At 72.7% G+C, this 18,192-nt stretch carries 12 protein-coding genes; 4 read left to right on the plus strand and 8 right to left on the minus strand.

Translation table 11 applies throughout. The annotated features are described in order from the left end of the window. Positions 1–29: 29 nt before the first annotated feature. Both ACGFIW_RS06475 and ACGFIW_RS06480 read left to right on the plus strand, forming a co-directional pair. The gene (locus tag ACGFIW_RS06475; RefSeq protein ID WP_393311360.1) at positions 30–1,457 is read left to right on the plus strand and encodes a UDP-glucose dehydrogenase family protein; all 1,428 of its coding nucleotides are present in this window, start codon (positions 30–32) and stop codon (positions 1,455–1,457) included. Between the two features lie 149 nt (positions 1,458–1,606). Further along, on the plus strand, positions 1,607–6,502 hold the full coding sequence (locus ACGFIW_RS06480; protein WP_393311362.1) for an SCO7613 C-terminal domain-containing membrane protein: 4,896 nt from the start codon (positions 1,607–1,609) through the stop codon (positions 6,500–6,502). Positions 6,503–6,590: 88 nt separating this feature from the next. Here the strand turns inward: ACGFIW_RS06480 and purE are convergent, their stop codons facing one another. The 6 genes from purE to mca all read right to left on the minus strand — a co-directional run bounded on the left by purE (position 6,591) and on the right by mca (position 14,404). After that, complete coding sequence (gene purE / locus ACGFIW_RS06485; protein ID WP_393312720.1) at positions 6,591–7,082, minus strand: 5-(carboxyamino)imidazole ribonucleotide mutase; 492 nt, start codon at positions 7,080–7,082, stop codon at positions 6,591–6,593. Between the two features lie 2 nt (positions 7,083–7,084). Then, complete coding sequence (locus tag ACGFIW_RS06490; protein ID WP_393311364.1) at positions 7,085–8,260, minus strand: 5-(carboxyamino)imidazole ribonucleotide synthase; 1,176 nt, start codon at positions 8,258–8,260, stop codon at positions 7,085–7,087. 111 nt (positions 8,261–8,371) lie between these two features. Continuing rightward, complete coding sequence (locus tag ACGFIW_RS06495; RefSeq protein ID WP_393311366.1) at positions 8,372–10,408, minus strand: thioredoxin domain-containing protein; 2,037 nt, start codon at positions 10,406–10,408, stop codon at positions 8,372–8,374. Positions 10,409–10,470: 62 nt separating this feature from the next. After that, positions 10,471–13,002 (minus strand): putative bifunctional diguanylate cyclase/phosphodiesterase, encoded by a 2,532-nt coding sequence (locus ACGFIW_RS06500; protein WP_393311368.1) that lies wholly within the window; start codon positions 13,000–13,002, stop codon positions 10,471–10,473. A gap of 178 nt (positions 13,003–13,180) precedes the next feature. Next, complete coding sequence (locus ACGFIW_RS06505; protein WP_393311370.1) at positions 13,181–13,474, minus strand: hypothetical protein; 294 nt, start codon at positions 13,472–13,474, stop codon at positions 13,181–13,183. Between the two features lie 48 nt (positions 13,475–13,522). Further along, positions 13,523–14,404, minus strand: a complete 882-nt coding sequence (gene mca, locus ACGFIW_RS06510) for a mycothiol conjugate amidase Mca (protein WP_393311372.1) — start codon at positions 14,402–14,404, stop codon at positions 13,523–13,525. Between the two features lie 202 nt (positions 14,405–14,606). Here mca and ACGFIW_RS06515 point away from each other — a divergent pair, with 202 nt between their 5' ends. Both ACGFIW_RS06515 and greA read left to right on the plus strand, forming a co-directional pair. After that, positions 14,607–15,047 carry a DUF4307 domain-containing protein gene (locus ACGFIW_RS06515; RefSeq protein ID WP_393312722.1) on the plus strand — a complete coding sequence of 147 codons (441 nt, stop codon included), beginning with the start codon at positions 14,607–14,609 and terminating at the stop codon, positions 15,045–15,047. A gap of 156 nt (positions 15,048–15,203) precedes the next feature. Further along, on the plus strand, positions 15,204–15,701 hold the full coding sequence (greA, locus tag ACGFIW_RS06520; protein ID WP_357555726.1) for a transcription elongation factor GreA: 498 nt from the start codon (positions 15,204–15,206) through the stop codon (positions 15,699–15,701). A gap of 226 nt (positions 15,702–15,927) precedes the next feature. Here greA and ilvA read toward each other — a convergent pair whose 3' ends face one another. Together ilvA and ACGFIW_RS06530 are read right to left on the minus strand one after the other, a co-directional pair. Next, the gene (gene ilvA, locus ACGFIW_RS06525; protein WP_393311374.1) at positions 15,928–17,148 is read right to left on the minus strand and encodes a threonine ammonia-lyase; all 1,221 of its coding nucleotides are present in this window, start codon (positions 17,146–17,148) and stop codon (positions 15,928–15,930) included. Between the two features lie 155 nt (positions 17,149–17,303). After that, a complete protein-coding gene (locus tag ACGFIW_RS06530; RefSeq protein WP_393311376.1) occupies positions 17,304–18,176 on the minus strand; it encodes a DUF4328 domain-containing protein in 873 nt (290 codons plus the stop codon). Positions 18,177–18,192: the final 16 nt, after the last annotated feature.

Below are 18,192 nucleotides of genomic sequence, written 5' to 3' on the forward strand. Positions count from 1 at the left end.
CGACGCCAGTGCGAGCGGAGAAGACAGGCGTGACGATCCCCTACCCCACCATCCAGCCGACCCCCGCCATCGCCGCGGTGACACCGCCCTCGGGCGCGCCTCGGCCGCGGGTGACGTTCCTGGGGACTGGTTACCTCGGTGCGACGTACGCCATCTGCTACGCCGAACTGGGCTACGACGTGCTCGGGTTCGACGTCGACGCCGACAAGATCGCGATGCTGAACGCCGGACAGGTGCCGATCCACGAGCCCGGCCTGGATGAGCTGCTGCGGCGCAACCTCGCCGCCGGCCGCCTCCGCTTCAGCACCGACATCGCCGAGACCGCCGACTTCGGTGACGTGCACTTCATCTGCGTCGGCACCCCGCAGCGGGCCGACGGGATGGGCGCCGACCTGTCGTACGTCGAGGCGTCGATCACCAGCCTCGCGCAGCACCTGACCCGCAAGGCGCTGATCGTCGGCAAGTCCACGGTGCCGGTCGGCACCGCCGAGTGGGTGGAGCAGCTGGTCGGCAAGCACACCCCCCACGACCTGGGCGTCGAGGTGGCGTGGAGCCCCGAGTTCCTCCAGGAGGGCTTCGCCGTCGACGACGTCCTGCGCCCCAACCGGATCGTGGTCGGGGTCAAGAGCGAGTGGGCCAACGGCATGCTCTACGCCGCCCACAAGGGCGTGTTCGACCTGGCCGCCACCGAGGACCGCGAGGTGCCCCTGGTGGTCACCGACTTCGCCACCGCCGAGCTGGTCAAGGTCGCCGCGAACGCCTTCCTGGCCACCAAGATCTCGTTCATCAACGCGATGGCCGAGGTCTGTGAGGCCTCCGGCGGCGACGTCACCCAACTGGCCCGCGCGATCGGTTACGACCCGCGGATCGGCAACCGGTTCCTCCAGTCCGGCCTCGGCTTCGGTGGCGCCTGCCTGCCCAAGGACATCCGCGCCTTCCAGGCCCGGGCCCAGGAGCTGGGTGCCGGCGAGGCGCTGCGCTTCCTGCACGAGGTCGATCTGATCAACCTGCGCCGTCGTACCCGGGTACTGCAACTCGCCGCGGATCTGCTCGGCCGCCGCTCCGGTCCGGCCGGCCCGGACTTCTCCGGCACCCGGATCGCCGTACTCGGTGCGACCTTCAAGCCCAACACCGACGACGTCCGCGACGCTCCGGCGCTCGCCGTCGCCGCGCTGCTGCACAAGGCCGGCGCCGAGGTGCACGTGTACGACCCGCAGGGCACCGAGAACGCCCGCCGTGCGGTGCCGGAGTTGACCTACGAGACCGGCATCAACGAGGCGGTCACCGGCGCCGACCTGGTGTGCGTCCTCACCGAGTGGGCCGACTTCCGCAACGCCGACCCGGTCGCACTCGGTGAGTTGGTCAACGGCCGCAAGGTGGTCGACGGCCGAAACTGCCTCGACTCGGCGCTCTGGACCCAGGCCGGCTGGGAGTACCGGGGTATGGGCCGCCCCTGATCGACGGGCGTCCGCCGGCCGGCCATCGAGCATCTCGGTGGCCGGCCGGTGTCGTTGTTTGCCCCGGACCCGCCGACAAGAGTCGAAATCCGCGCCAGCTTTGGGCATGCTGCGACAGTGGGTGTCCACAGTGCGGGTGGAGGGGTGTCGTGGCGACCTTTCAGTGCTCCTCGTGCGGTCGGGAGATCAAGCCGGCCGTCCAGTGTCCGCATTGCGGGGCTGACCAGCCGCAGTGGGTCGAGCACCTCGCGGACATCGAGCGTTCGATCGCGGAGATGAAGGCGCGCGACGCCGCCATCGCCCGCGAGCAGCGGCAGATCGCCGCGAAGATGCAGGCCGCGCTCTTCCAGCGGGACATCCTCGCGCACGCCGGGGAGGAGCGACTCAAGCAGGCCACCCGGCCGCGCCGAGTGCTCCGCCGCCGCCCCGGCCGCCGACCGCCGACCGCCACCACCGGGGCGCCGCCCCGGGTGCCCCGCCAGGGCACGCCGCCCGCACCGGAGGACCCGCCGCCTCCGCCGCCGCGGGCGAGCTGGCTGGACGCGGACGATCCCGAGCACCCTCCGGAGGCCTCGTCACGCGAGGTACAGAACATCCCTCTCGGGCTGGGCGCGTTGCTGCTCGCGGTCTCCGCAGTGGTCTTCGCCGTGGTCGCCACCAGCTCGATGGACGCGCTGGCCCGGCTCGGCATCCTGCTCCTGGCCACCGTCCTGATGCTGCTCGCCCCGCCGGTGCTGGCCCGCCGTGGGCTCACCTCCACCGCCGAGACCATCTCCGCGGTCGGCCTGCTGCTGGTGCCGCTCGCCGGCAACGCCCTCTGGGCCGTGGACCAGATCGGCACCAGCGGCGCGTCCGCCACTGTCTTCGCCGGGGTGATCTTCGCAGTCACCGCGGCCGTCGCATTCGGGTACGCCGGCTGGACGGGTCTGCGCGCACCCCGCTTCGCCACCGTGCTCGCCGCGCAGCCGGTCCTGCCGCTGCTGGCGTACGACCGGATCACCGGCCCGGGTGGCTGGGCGCTGGTGCTGGCCCTGGTCGCCCTCGTCGACCTGTGGCTGGCCCGCTCCGGCGTGGCCCTGGAACGCCCCGCCCGGCAGGATCTGCCACCCTCGGACACCACGTCGGCACCCCGGCAGCGCGGCGCCGAGACCCGGCCGGAGGGCGACCCGGAGGAAGCCGCCGAGCTGATCGACGCCAGCGCGGGTTCCGCCGACACACGACCGACCCGTCCGGTTCCCGGCCTGCGCGAGCTGACCTGGCTGCTGCACGCGGTGGCGGTCGCGGTCGCCCTGGCGTACGCGACCACCGCCCTCCTGCGGGCACAGACCGTGCCGACCGCGACCGGCACCGGGGTGGTGCTGCTGCTGGCCGCCATGGTCGGGCTGGCCGGCGCGCTGGTGCTGCGCCGCCCGCCGCTGCCCGACGTCGCGGCGGGCATCGTCACCCTGGCCGTGATCGGCGCGCTCAGTCGGATCGCCTCGGTGGCCTTCCCGGGCCGGGCGCTGCTGTTGATCGCGGCGGTCATCACGGTCACCGGGCTGGCCGTGCGTGCGGTGCCCGAGGCGGCCCGACGCGGCCCGCAGATCGCCTCGGCGGTGGCGCTGACCGTCAGTGGTCTGGTGGTCGCCGGAGGCGCGCTACGCGCCGGGTTGGCACCGGTCCGGGCGGCGCTGCCCGCCTGGGGTGCCGACCTCGACAGGTATCCAGCCGAGTTGGCCGCGGCGGTCGGGCCGACCTCCTGGCAGTTGGCGGGCGCGGCTTTCCTGCTCACCATCGCGGCGGTGCTGGCCCTGCCCACGGAGATCCGTAGTGAGTTCGCGGTCGCCGGCGCGGCGCTGACCGCGTTGGCCGTGCCGGCGTCGCTCGGCCTCGGTTGGGCGACGGCACCCTGGCCGATGGTGATCACCGCGATCGGCATCGGGGTCGTCGGCCTCTCCGCCCGCACCGACCGGGCCGCGGCGGCGCACGCCATCGGGGCGGCCGTGGTGGGTCTGCTCGGTGCCGGCGCCAGCCTGTCGCGCCCCGCCCTCACCGCCGCGGTCCTGCTCACCCTGTTCGCGGCCGGCACGCTTGTCGCCCTGGCACCCCGGATCCGGATCGCCTCGGCCGCCTCCGACACGGTCACCGCCTGGGCCGCCGGAGGCGCGGCGTTCGCGCTGCCCGGGGCGGTGGCCGCGTTCGTGGCCGCCAGCGTGCCGACCGACCCGACCCCCACCCCGGCCAGCCTCCGGGAGGTGACGGTCCCGGTCCTGGCGGCCAGTTTCCTGGCGGTCTGCGTGACCCTCGGCTACGCGGCCATCGTGCAGGTTTCCCAGCGCCGCATCCCCGTACCGCTGTCGGTCGGCACGGGGTTGGGCGCGCTGCTGGTCACCGCCGCCGCGTTCGGGGCACCCGGCGCGACCGTCGCCGACGCCTGGGTGGGCGCGTTACTGCTGGTGGCGGCGGTCCTGCTCTTCCTGGCCCCGTCCATCGACGCCGGCCGACGCGCCGACCTCACCCTCGACGGCTCGGACCTGGCCGCCGCGGCGGTCACCACCGCCCTGATCGCCACGCTGGTGCGGATTGGGGCGGTGTTCGCCCCGGGCGGGCAGTTGGCGGTGGCCGCCGCCCTGCTCCTGGTGGTCGCCGTGGGGGCACGCACCATGCCGGAGGAGTGGCGACGCGGACCGATCCTCGGCCTCGCCGCCGGTGGTCTCCTCATCGGCGTACTCGCCGGTTGGTCGGCGGCGCGCGGTGGGCTCGGCGTGCTGGCCACACCCGGTCCGATCTGGCAGGGCGACCTGAGCGGCTGGCCGGCCTCGCCCGTTGGCGGGGCCACCTGGCAGGCACCTGTCGCGCTGGCGCTGTTGGCTCTCGCGGCCGGCATCCTGCTCCCGCCGCCCTGGCGGTGGGACGTGTCCGGCGGGGCCGTGGTGCTCGCCACGATCGGCGCGCCGGCCGCGTTCGATCTGGCCTGGTGGTCGCCGGTCCTGGTGGGCGGAATGGTCGCCACCATCTACGGGATGGCCGCGGTGGCCACGGAGGAGGCGCGGGCCGGGCTGTCCCGGGCGACAGTGGCCGGGGTGGTCGCGTTGCACGCCGCCGGAGCCGGCCTGGTCCGGCCCTGGACCACGGCACTGGCCCTGGGCAGCATCGCGCTGATCGGTGTGGTGGTGGCGACGCTGGCGCGCGTCCTGGCCGGCCCACAGGTGACCGACGTCGACACCGAGGGGATGCCGCCGCACCTGGTGCTCATCGGTGGTGCGGCCATCGGTGGCGCGTTGCTCGCCCTTCCCGGTGCGGTGGCGGCACTGGCCGCCGAATTCGACAACCCGACGCAGGTGGTGCTGACCGCCGCGCTTGCCGCGTCCAGCCTCGGCCTGGCCGCCGTGGCCGCGGCCCGCCGGCAGGTGCCGCAGTATCTGCCCTGGGTCAGCGTCGCAGTGGTCGGCGGGGCCAGCATCAGCGCCCTCGCCGCCATCCCCACCGGCCTTCCCGCGGGTGTCTACGCGGCCGCCGCCGCCCTGCTCGGCGTGCTGGCCGAGCTGATCCGCGCGGCCACCGTGCCTCCCACCGGGTCCGCCCAGCCGGTCCGGCGCTGGGCGGTACGCCTCGACGGCGCGCTACGGCGACTGCCGGACGACCCGGAGCGACGCCGCTGGCGGGTCAACCCGGCGGCGGGTGCGCTGGCCGCGGCGGCCCTGCCGACCGCCCTGGCCCTCGCCTCGATCGCACCCGCGCTGGTCACCGCACTTGTCGAGCCACACCGCACCCTGACCCGGATCTGGCAGGGGCCGCCGCCGGAGCTGCTCAGCCCGCCAGCGGACGTGGTCAATCCCACCCACGTGCTGACGGCGCTGCTGCTCACCGCGACCGCGGCGCTCGCCGCCACCGGCTTCAGCGGTGGTCGACGTTCCCGTGCCGTCCCGGTGGTGCTGCCCGGAGCCGCCGTCACGCTGCTGATCGCACCCGTCGCGCTGGGCTGGGGCTGGCCCGCCGGCACCGTTGCCGCGCTCTCCGTCTTCACCATCGCGATGCTCGGTCTCGCGCTGACCCCACCGCCGCCGCTCGCCGAGCGGGCCCGCTCGCTGCGGCTGGCCCGGGTGCTGGTGTTCGTCATCGGTCTGGCCGGTGGCAGCGCCGGGCTCGCCGGCAGCCTGGCCGACCGGCAAATGACCCTGCTCACCCTCGGCAGCGGTGTCGGCGTCGGCATGGTGGCGGCCCTGTTCGGCACCACCCAACGGGCGCGCATCCTCGGCTGGCTCTTCGCCTCACTCATGGCGCAGCTCTTCGTCCTCACCGTCGGCCTGGTCGCCGGGCTGGCCGCGGTCTGGTCCGCGTTCGGAGTGCTCGCCGTGGGGGCGGTCCTCCAGGTGCTCGCCGCGACCCTGCCTCGACTGCGCCGCCCCGAGGCGCAACGGGAAGCCTCCACGGTGGAGTGGACCGGGTACGCTGCGGCGCTCATCGCGTTGGCCCTCGCCTTCGACTCGCCCCGACACATCGCCGCCCTGCTGGCCGCCTGGGGTGCGGTCCTCGGCGTGGCGGCGACCCGGCCCGGTCGCCGGCCGGTGGAACGCCGGATCCTGTTCTGGGCCGTGGTGGTCTGCGAGATCACCGCGTGGTGGATCCTGATGCGGGTCGCCAACGTGGCGCTGCCCGAGGCGTACACGCTGCCGTTCGCCGCGCTGGCCCTGCTCGTCGGCGTCCTGGAGCTGCGCCACCGACCGGACCTGAGCAGTTGGGTGGCGTACGGGCCGGCACTGGTAGCCGCCTTCGTGCCGACGCTGGCCATCGTGCTGGCCACCGAGTCCAGCACGCTGCGGCAGATGCTCCTGCTGCTCGGCGCGGTCGCAGTGTTGATCTTCGGCTCGTCCAGCCGTCAGCAGGCACCGGTGATCGTCGGGGCGTCGGTCACCGCGATCACCGCGATCCACGCGCTGTTCAGCCTCGGCCCGTGGCTGGTGCTCATCCCGGTGGGCATCGTGCTACTCGTGCTCGGCGCGAGCAACGAACGCCGCCGCCGCGCCCAGGAACGCCTCCAGACCGCGCTGCGCGGCATGAGATGAATGGGAGGGTCACGGCGGTCTGGGTGAGTGGGCGCGGTGAGTGGTGCGGGTTCGCGCGGCGACCCGCGTCACCTCGCTGGGGGTGCGGCTAGGGCAGGGTTGCCTGGAGGGCTGCTTCCTTCTCTGCCACCAGCTTTTCCAGGTTCTGCTGGTAGGTAACCATCTGGGAGCGCAGGGTTTCGTCATTCGCGCCGAGGATCCGCACGGCGAGCAGGCCCGCGTTGCGGGCGTTGCCGATCGACACGGTGGCGACCGGAATCCCGGCCGGCATCTGCACGATGGACAGCAGCGAGTCCATGCCGTCGAGGTGCTTCAGCGGCACCGGCACACCGATCACCGGCAGCGGCGTCACCGACGCGACCATGCCCGGCAGGGCGGCGGCACCGCCAGCCCCGGCGATGATCACCTTCAGGCCCCGGTCGGCGGCGTCCCGGCCGTACTCGATCATCGCGACCGGGGTCCGATGCGCCGAGACCACCCGAACCTCGTACGCCACGCCGAAGTCGTCGAGCACCTCGGCGGCGGCCCGCATGGTCGGCCAGTCCGAGTCGCTGCCCATGATCAGCCCGACCGTGGTCACTGTCACTCGTTCCCCTCGCGCAGCCAGCGGGCGGCCCGTGCGGCCCGTGCCCGTACGTCGTCAAGGTCGTCGCCGAGCACCGTGACGTGCCCGATCTTGCGGCCTGGTCGCACCTGCTTGCCGTAGAGGTGCACCTTGGCGCCCGGCTCGGCGGCGAAGAGGTGGTGCAACCGCTCGTCGATCGACATTCCGCCCGGCTCGCCGCCCAGCACGTTCGCCATCACCACCACCGGCGCGGTCAACGCGGTGTCGCCCATCGGGTAGTCCAGCACCGCCCGCAGATGCTGCTCGAACTGCGAGGTCCGGGCACCCTCGATGGTCCAGTGCCCGGAGTTGTGCGGGCGCATCGCCAGCTCGTTGACCACGATCGCGGGCCGGCCGGCCTGGTCGCGCACCTCGAACAGCTCCACGGCCAGCAGGCCGATCACACCGAGCGCGGTGGCCAGGTCGATGGCGAGTTGCTGGGCGGCGACCGCCAACTCCTCGTCCAGGTCGGGCGCCGGGGCCAGCACCTCCACGTTGATGCCGTCGCGCTGCACCGTCTCGACCACCGGGTACGCGGCCACCTGACCGAACGGCGAGCGGGCCACCTGCACGGCCAACTCCCGCCGCAGCGGCACCCGCTCCTCGACGATCAGCCGGGTGCCGCCGGCGAGCAGCGTGGCTGCCAGCTCGGCGGCCTGGTCGGCGTCGTCAACCATCCAGACGCCTCGACCGTCATAGCCACCCCGAGCGGCCTTGAGCACCACCGGCCAGCCGACCCGCTCGCCGAAGCCGACCAGGTCGGCGGGCTCGCCGACCGGGCGCCACGCCGGGTTGGGCGCACCCAGCTCGGTCAGGCGTTCCCGCATGACCTGCTTGTCCTGGGCGTGCAGGAGCGCGTCGGCCGGCGGATAGAGGGTCACCCCTTCCGCCGCCAGCGTGCGGATGTGCTCGGAGGGTACGTGCTCGTGGTCGAAGGTGACCACATCGCAGCCCTTGGCGAAGGTGCGCAGGGCGGCCAGGTCGGTGTGGTCGCCGTACTGGACGTCGGCGGCGACGAGCGCCGCACCGTCGTCAGGGGCGGTCGCGAGCACACGCAGTGACTGGCCGAGGGCAATCGCGGCCTGGTGGGTCATCCGGGCCAACTGGCCGCCACCCACCATGCCGACAACAGGCAGACCGGTACGGGAATCCATAGCGCGGCCAGCCTATCCGGGCCCTCGGCACGCCCACCCGGTGGGCCGGCAACCCGCCTCGGAACTGCCGCGGGGCCACTCGGCATGCGGCGGTGGGCGACTACTGTGCGCTCAACCCAGCTCGGCGACCAGCTCCTCGACCGAGGTGACCGGCCGCTGGCAGACGAAACCCCGGCAGACGTACGCGGCGGACCGCCCGTCGACAAGCGGCCGGTCGGCGAGCAGCGGCACACCGGGCTGGTCCGGACGGCCGGCGACGACCACCGCCCCGGGCGGGGCGTGCCGGTGGGCGGCGGCCACCAGCGGATCCCCGGTCGGGTCGTCGGTCGCCACGGCGATCTCGTACGGCCCGGAGAGCAGCGCCTCGCCGACCATGGCCGCGTACCCGGCGAACCGGGGGTGCTGCCCGACGATCGGCGCGACAGTGGCGAGCGCCGCCTCGGCGGCCTCCCGGTAGCGCGTCTCCCCGGTCAGCGCCGCGTACGCCACCAGCCCGGCGATCAGGGCCGACCGGCCGGACGGGGTGGCGTTGTCGGTCGGGTCGGCCGGGCGGGCGACCAGCCGCTCCGCGTCGTCGGCGGTGTCGTAGAAGGCACCACCGGGCGCGGCGAAGTGCGCCAGGGCGGTGTCCAGCAGCTCACCGGCCATCGTGAGCCAACGGCCCTCGCCGGTGAGCTGGTGCAGCGCGCAGAATGCCTCGGCCACACAGCCGTAGTCCTCCAGGACGCCTGCCGGATCGCCGACCTTGCCGTTGCGGGAGACCCGACGCAGCCGGCCGTCCACCAGGTGCACGGCGGCCAGGTGCTCGGCGGCGTCGCGCATCGCGCCGTCGGCGACGATGGTGACGCCCTCCAGCAGGTTGGCGTCCTCGTCCTGCGGGGACGCGGACAATGCGGCGACCTGGAGAAACTCGACGATCGCGGTGATCGCCAACCCGTTCCAGGCGGCCACCACCTTGTCGTCGCGCGCCGGCTGCGGGCGGGTGTCCCGGGCCGCGAGCAGTTGACCCACCACCTGCTGCCAGCGGGCGCGGACCTCGGGGGCCGCGTCGTCGACGTCCCGGGCCAGCCTGAGCACGCTCATGCCGTGCTCAAAGGTGCCCTCGTCGGTCACCGTGAACAGGTCGGCGGCGAAGCGGCCGTCGTCGTCGCCCAACGCCTCGACGAGTTGGGTGGGCGTCCACGCGTAGGTGAGCCCCTCGACGCCCTCGGTGTCGGCGTCCAGCGCGGAGGCGAAACCCTCCCCCGGCCGGTGCAGCTCGTCGGCGAGGAACCGGGCGGTGTCCCGGGCCACCCGGCGGGCCAACGGGTCACCGGTGAGCCGCCACAGCTGGGTGTAGACCCGCAGCAGCAGCGCGTTGTCGTAGAGCATCTTCTCGAAGTGCGGCACCGTCCAGTGCGCGTCCACCGAGTATCGGGCGAAACCACCGGCGAGCTGGTCGTAGATGCCGCCACGGGCCATCGCCTCAGCGGTGTGTCGGGTGATCTCCAGGCTGCGCGGGTCGCCTGTGCGCTGGTGGTGACGCAGCAGGAAGAGCATGTTCATGTGCGGTGGAAACTTCGGGGCGCCACCGAAGCCGCCGTTCGTCGCGTCGTACTCACCGGCCAGCCTGCCCGCCGCGGCGTCGAGCAGCGGCGCGTCCAGCGGGGCGGTGGGGCCACCCACGGCCTGCGCGCCACCGATCGCCTCGACCACCGCGGCGCCCTGGCCCAGCACCGCCTCGCGCTGCTCACGCCAGGCGGTGGTGACCGACTGGAGCAACTGGACGAAGTTGGGCCGCGGGAAGTAGGTGCCGCAGAAGAACGGCGTGCCGTCCGGGGTGGCGAAGACGGTCATCGGCCAGCCGCCCTGGCCGGTCATCGCCTGGGTCGCGGTCATGTAGACGGCGTCCACGTCCGGGCGTTCCTCACGGTCCACCTTGATCGATACGAAGTTGTCGTTCATCAGGGCGCCGACCTGCTCGTTCTCGAACGACTCGTGCGCCATGACGTGACACCAGTGGCAGGCGGCATAGCCCACCGAGATGAGCACCGGCACGTCCCGCCGTTTCGCCTCGGCGAACGCCTCGTCCGACCAGGGCCACCAGTCGACCGGGTTGTCGGCGTGCTGGAGCAGGTACGGGCTGGTGGCGTCGACGAGTCGGTTCACCCGACGACCATAACCACCCCCGCCGAACCGCGCCGGGCGGTCGCCCGGTCCGGCCGGGCCCGTCAGGAGGCGCCGTCGGCGCGCAGCCGGAACACGTTCGACTCCGCCGAGTCCCGTAGTGACCCCAGGACGGCACCGATCTTGTCCGCCGGCATCGGCTTGAAGAAGTGGTATCCCTGCGCGGAGGTACAACCCAGCTCGGCCAGGGCCATCCGCTGCTCGGCGGTCTCCACCCCTTCGGCGACCACCCGCAACCCCAGCTCGTGGGCGAGGCCCACTGTCGTCCGGACGATCGCGGCGGCCTCCGGCGAGTCGGCCATCCGGATCACGAACGAGCGGTCCACCTTCAGCTCGTCCACCGCGATCCGGGTGAGGAACGTCAGCGACGAGAAGCCGGTGCCGAAGTCGTCGACCGCGAGCTGCACGCCCATCGACCGGAGCGTGGCCAGCACCTCGTCGATGATCTCCAGCTCACTCATCACCACCGTCTCGGTGATCTCCAGGACGAGCCGGTGCGGCGGCACCTGGTGGCGGCGCAGCGCCTCGGCGATCTCCGCCGGCAACCGGGGGTCGAGCAGACTGCGCGCCGACAGGTTTACCGAGATCGGGACGTCGAGGCCCTCTCGGGCCCAGCCGGCGGCCACGCCGAGGGCCTTGTCCAGCACGTACCGGGTGAAGGTGCCGAGTTGCTCGCTGTTTTCCACCGGCCGGATGAAGTCGGCCGGGTTCAGCCACCCACGCCGGGGATGCTGCCAGCGGATCAGCGCCTCCACCCCGGTGGGCGCGCCGGTGGCCAGGTCGACAGCAGGCTGCAACGCCAACACCAACTGGTCGTCGACCTTCAGCGCCTCGCGCAGCTCCGCCAGCAGGGCAAGCTGATCGGTGCTGGCCGCGTCGCGGGTGCCGTCGTACGCGGCGACGTTGCCGCCGCCCTCCTTGGCCTGGTACATCGCGATGTCGGCCCGGCGCAGCAGCTCGGTCAGGTCGGCGGTGCCTGCGTCGGCCACCACCACCCCGACGGAGACCTCGATCGACATCCGGACGCCGGCCACCTCGGTCGGCGCGGCCAGTCGCTCGGCGATCTCGCGGGCCTGGCGCAGTGCGTACGCCATCGGGGCGGCCCGGTCGCCGAGCACCGGCACCGCGGTGAGCAGCAGCGCGAACTCGTCACCGCCGAGGCGGCCGAGCAGGTCACCGGGGCGGGCCAGCACATTGAGCCGGTTCGCGGTCAGCCGCAGCAGTTGGTCACCCGCGGCATGACCGAGCGTGTCGTTGACCTCTTTGAACTGGTTGATGTCCAACAGCAGCAGCGCCACCGGATGGTCGTGCGCGAGCTGCCGCAGCGACTGATCGCCCTTACCGAGCATCGCCGCCCGGTTCACCAACCCGGTGAGCGGGTCGTGCACCGCCTCGTACGACGAGCGGGCGGTGACCAGCCGCAGCTCTCGGTGAGTCGCGGCGTCGTGCAGCGCGGCGGCGAGTGCGTCGCCGAACGCTGCCACCGCGTCGCGTTCCCGGGCGTTGGGTGGGGCAGAGCGGGGGAACCGGACCCGCAGCCGACCGACCGGCGCGGCGCCGACGGACAGCGCACGGCTCAGCTCGTGCTCGTCCGGCTCGGGCCGGTCCGGTGGGCCCGTCTCCCGGTCCACGAACTGGCCGGTGGCGTCTCCCCGGTACCGGTGCCACCGACCTTCGGTGCGAGCCACCTCGACGTCCACAAGCTCGGCGTTGAACAGCGTCAACGCCCCGGTGACCGCCGCACTGGCCACGCCCCGCTCGTCGAGTTGGTTGAGGGCCGCCGTGGCCTCGGCGAAGGCTCGCCAGGTGCGACGCTCCTGATCGGAGCGCAGCCGGTAGCGGTAGGTCTGTTGTAGCAACCACAGCAGCGGCGGGAGCAACAGCAACCAGCGCGCGTCGAGCTCCAGCAGGGCAACGACCACCAGACCGACCGCGACGTTGCCGACGAACATCAGCAGCTTGCCGCGCAGCGCGGCGAGCAGCGGCGGCCCGATCGGCAGCCCGTGCCGCAGGCCCAGCGTCACCCCACCCAGCCAGGCGGTCACCAGGAGGTAGGTCACCGAGCCGGCGATCACGGCCACCGCCAGCATCGGGGTGGGCGGGGCGAGCAACGGCTGCCCCAGCGCGGTGGCCACGGAGACGGCGAGTGCGGACGCGGCGGCCAGCGACGCGGCGATCCGGACGATCTCCAGGACCGGACGGCGGTCGGTGTGCAGGGAGAGCATCGTCCAGGCCAGGCCGGTGCCGAGCAGCGTGGCGGACGGCAGCCAGCCGGCCGGTGTCAGATAGAGGCAGACGATCAACGCCGCCTCGCCCCAGGTGATGCTGACCATGCCCGCGGCCGATCGGAACCGCAGCCGGGCGAGCTGGGCGAGAGCGAGGACGGCGACCGCGATGCCGAACCGGGCCGGCCCACCGAGGGAGTCGTCGGCCGGCAGCCGGGCGGGAAGCGTCAACCCGACCGCGGAGGCGACCAGCGCGGTCACGGTGACGGCGGCGGTGAGCACGAGCAGACAGCCTGGCGTGCCCCGCACACCGAGCCGGTCGTACGGAGCGCCGGCCGGACCGGAGGTCATCGACCTCCCCCGTCAGCCGACCGACCGACGATACGGTGGGCGACCGGTGCTGTGCTGGTCATCGGCGCCCCCTTCCGCACACGGCTCGGAGACTTTTGGTCCCCCGGCGGAAGGCTAAGCCAAACCGGGTGGTCGCAACAGGGGGCGACCACCCGGTTCGGCATGATTCACGTGCGGGCTACCCGTTCCGGTGCTGCTGGTGCCCGTTGGGACCAGGGGCGGATGAATCACGCCCTCCGGTCCCGTCTGTCGGATCGACGACTGCCGCCTCGACCCTGGCCGGGTCGGCCGGCCCCGTCTGCTGCGGAAACCGGTCCGGCAGGCGGCGCAGCCGAGAATTCATGTTGCGGATCAGCAGGATGGTCGCGGCGGCCAGCAGCAGGATGAGGAAGAGGCCCATCGGCCCGGCCAGACCACCCGTGCGGGTGTCTCCGAAGTTGTTCTCCGCGAGCACCTGGGCAGCGGTCAGCATGGCGTTCCTCCGATGTGCGGTTGGTTACCAGGGTAGCTCCGCCCGGAATCAGCGTGCGTGCGCCGTCTCCCGCACCCCCGCGAAGAGATCAGACTCGGGCAGCGGACTGTCGACCACTGACCGGGCGAGCTGGAAGTCCTCGGTTGACCAGGCGCGGCGCTGCAACTCCATCGGAACGTGGAACCAGAAGCCGTCCGGGTCGACCTGGGTGGCGTGGGCGCGCAGCGCGTCGTCGCGGACCGGGAAGTACTCGGAGCACTCCACGCGGGTGGTGATCCGCGGGCCCTTGTCCGGTCGGTCCTCCCAGCGCTGGAGCCACTCCTCGTAGGGCGACTCCTTGCCCGCGGCCAGCATGCCCTCGTGCAGCGCCATGATCTTGGCCTTGGAGAAGCCGATGTCGTAGTAGAGCTTCAGCGGCTGCCAGGGCGCGCCCAGCTCCGGGTAACGCTCCGGGTCACCGGCGGCCTCGAACGCGGCCACGCTCACCTTGTGACACATGATGTGGTCCGGGTGCGGGTAGCCGCCCTCCTCGTCGTACGTGGTCACCACGTGCGGACGGAACTCGCGCATCAGCCGCACCAGTGGGCCGGCGGCCACCTCGACATCCTGTAGGGCGAAACAGCCCTCCGGCAGCGGCGGCAGCGGGTCACCCTCGGGCAGCCCGGAGTCGACGAAGCCGAGCCAGGCCTGCTCCACACCGAGGATCGCCCGGGCGGCGTCCATCTCGGCGCGGCGGATCTCGGCGATGTTGGCCCAGACGTCGGGGCGGTCGAGCTTGGGGTTGAGCACGCTGCCGCGCTCCCCGCCGGTGCACGTCACGACCAGGACATCCACGCCCTCGGCGACATATTTGGCCATGGTCGCCGCGCCCTTGCTCGACTCGTCGTCCGGGTGCGCGTGCACGGCCATGAGTCGCAGCTGCTCTGCCAACTTTGGCACTCCTCGTCTGTGCCGGCCGGTGGACCCGACCGGGCTCGACCGGCTGACCTGCCGGGATCATTGCTCACCGCATCCTGTCGCCGGCCAGCACCGCAGGGCATGACCTGCCATTCCTGCCTCTGGACCGGGTGGGAGGATGGACTCTGCCATTCTTGCCGATGCCGCCGACAACAACGCCAGGAGATACCCGCCGGTGACCGAGACGCACGCCACAATTTCAGCCGGCGCTCCGGTTTTCCCGGCCGGACGGTACGGCCGGCGCCGGGCACCCGGCGGAGAACGCCGCCGCAGCCTGCTGGCCGCGCTGGTGCTGCTGGCGCTCGTGGGAACGCTGACCGTGATCTCGGTGCGGCTCTACCGCCAGTACGGCGATCCGGTGTACGACGCCCAGGTGATCACGTACACCGACATCACGGACACGCAGGTGGTGGTCGACTTTCGGGTCACCGTGCCGACGGGCAGGTCGGCGGTCTGCGTGCTGCGCGCCCGCGACCGCGCGGGTGCCGAGGTGGCCCGTGACCAGATCACCGTGACCGCGCGCCCCGGCAACCGGCACGTGACGACCCGACACCGCCTCACCACCACCGCGCGGCCGTTCATCGGCGAGGTTCTGCGCTGTCGACCCCCATCCTGAGCTGCCCAAACAGCATTCGCCAGCCGGCCCGGAGGACGCCTACCCGGGGTGTCGGATCCGGACACCCGTGGTGATGGCCGACACGCTGTGTCGTACCGCACTGGTAACTTGGTAGTTCACCTGTCAGCCAGCCACGCACAACTGAGGAGAACGCCTGTGTCCACTGGCAACGAGGCGCCCGCCACCTGGCTGTCCCAGGACGCGCACGACCGTCTCCAGGCCGAGCTCGACGAGCACATCGCCAACCGTCCGGTGATCGCAGCCGAGATCAACGCTCGGCGTGAGGAGGGCGACCTGCGGGAGAACGGCGGCTACCACGCCGCCCGCGAGGAGCAGGGCAAGGCCGAGGGGCGCATCCGCTACCTGCAGGAGCTGCTGCGCACCGCGAAGGTCGGCGAGGCGCCGGCGGCGGACGCGGTGTCACCCGGCATGGTCGTGACGATCTACTTCGACGACGACGCCGACGACACCGAGACATTCCTGCTCGGCTCGCGGGAGATCGCGGCCACCACCGACCTGACCGTCTACAGCCCCGAGTCCGCACTCGGCAAGGCGATCCTGGGCGGCCGGCCGGGGCAGACCTGCACCTACACGGCCCCGAGCGGTGCCGACATCAAGGTGACAGTGGTCAGCTTCGAGCCGTTCTCCGGCTGACCGGCACCGCCCGCGCGAGCCGCCGACCCCGTCACCGCCGCGCGACGCGCTGACCCCGTCACCGCCCGCACGAGGCACTGATCCCAGCACCGCCGCGCGACGCGCCGACCCCGGCACCGCCCGCACGAGGCACTGATCCCAGCACCGCCGCGCGACGCGCGGACCCCGGCGCCGCCCGTGCGGCGCGCGCCAAGCACCGCTTCCGAGGCGTGGCACCCCACAGGTGTCACGCCTCGGCGGCGAAGACCACCTGGTAGCCGCTGGCCCGTAACGCACTGATCAGTGTGTCCGAGTGCTCCACGCCCCGGGTCTCGACCGACAGCGCCACCTCGACCTCGCCGAGACTGAGGTGCGGGTTGGCCCGCTGGTGCTCCACGTCCACCACGTTGGCCCGGTGCTCGGCGATCTGACTGAGCAGCGACGCGAGCTGTCCCGGTCGGTCCGAGCAGCGCACGGTCACCCGCAGGTAGCGACCCGCGGCGGCCAGACCGTGCTCGATCACCCGGAGCATCAGCAGCGGGTCGATGTTGCCGCCGGAGAGCACCGCGACGACCGGCGTCTGCACCTCGACCACACCGGCCAGCAGCGCGGCGACGCCGACCGAACCGGCCGGCTCGACCACCTGCTTACCCCGCTCCAACAGCATCAGCAGAGCCCGGGAGATGTCCTCCTCGGAGACCGTGACGATCTCGTCGACGAGCTTGCGCACGTGGTTGAAGGTGATCTCGCCGGGCCGACCGACCGCGATGCCGTCGGCGATGGTGAAGAAGGCGGGCAGTCGGACCGGCTCGCCGGCCACCAGCGAGGGAGGGAACGCCGCCGCGCCGGCCGCCTGGACGCCGATGATCCGGACGTCCGGCCGCAACGCCTTCACGGCGACCGCCATGCCGGAGATGAGACCGCCGCCACCGACCCCGGTGATGATCGTCTTGACGTCCGGACACTGTTCGAGGATCTCCAGCGCCACCGTGCCCTGGCCGGCGATCACGTCCGGGTGGTCGAACGGGTGGATCAGCACCGCGCCGGTGCGCTCGGCGTACGTGTGCGCGGCGACCAGTGACTCGTCGACGGTGTTGCCGGCCAACTCCACCTGCGCGCCGTACCCCTTCGTGGCGGCCACCTTCGGCAGCGGCGCGTTGACCGGCATGAAGACTGTGGCGTGCGTGCCGACCAGGCCCGCGGCGAGGGCGACACCCTGCGCGTGGTTGCCCGCGCTCGCCGCGACCACGCCGCGCGCCCGCTCCGCCGCCGACAACCGGGAGATCCGCACGTACGCGCCGCGCACCTTGTACGAGCCGGCGCGCTGCACGTTCTCGCACTTGAGCCAGGTCGGCCCGCCCAGTGCCGCGCTGAGCGGACGGGAGGGCTCCAGCGGGGTGGTCCGGATGACACCGGCGAGCAACTCCCGTGCGGCCCGCACGTCGTCGAGACCGACCAGTTCCGTCATGCCCCGATCGTGCCACCCGCCTCCGGGGCCCTCTGCGGCGACACCGCTTCCGACGAAGACCCCGTCCCTGTTCAGCGCTTGATCCACTCGACTTCACCGAAACCGCGGTATCAACCTCGGGGTGTGCCAGCGCGGTTTCGGCAATCCCGTGTCGATCATGCCCGGTGCGGCGCCTCCGGACCCACGGGCGGCGCCTCCGGACCCACGGGCAGGGCCTCCGGACCCACGGGCGGGGCAGCCGGCCAGCCGGAGGCGGTCGGCCACGCGGGCTGCGCGTGGGCGATGCGGGCCTCCTGTGCGGCGGAGATCCGCTGGATCAGCAGATAGAACGTCACTGCGGCGAGCACACAGGCCACCGCCGGCACCGCGTTGCGAAGGAGCGAGTCCCGGTAGTAGTCGGCGTACGCCTGGTAGTCGCCAGCGGTGGCGGGGTTCTCCGGCAGCGCGTCGGCGGCTCGGCCGTCGAGGCGACTGGCCAACCGTTCGCCGACGCTGAACACCAGCCAGGAACTCCACCAGACGGCCACCAGGGGCGGGGTGACCCGCCGCCAGAGGCTGTCCCGCGCCACGTTGGCGACCACGCGGGCCGGCACCACGAAGTTCGCGAACGGCACCAGCCAACCGGCGATCGCCCAGCCGGCGCCGAGCGTCGGCAGCGCACCCGGGAACGCGTCGGTGTTCTTCCGCGCCCGCCACGTCCAGATGATCACCAGCACGGCTGCGGTGAGGTACGCCACCACCATGGGCAGCGCCACCAGCAGCTCGATGACCACCGCACCGAGCAGCAGGTCAGGATCGGTGTCGGTCTGTGCGCGCCGGGCGATCGCCATCCCGAGCAGCGGGGAGAGTGCCACCAGGAGGTACAGCACGGCTGTCGCGCCGACCGCGATGCGGGCGGCAAGCCCGATGCCGCGTACGGAGTAGGTCGGCAGCCCCGGGGTGACGGCGGGTTGGCCGAGCGGCGTGTGGCAACGCTGACACTCGTGGTGTGCGGAGGACGTGGTGGCCCCGCAGGTCTGGCAACGCATGGGTGTCTCCCGGTCA

The sequence above is a fragment of the Micromonospora sp. NPDC048935 genome, from assembly GCF_043197875.1.
Lineage (GTDB): Bacteria > Actinomycetota > Actinomycetes > Mycobacteriales > Micromonosporaceae > Micromonospora.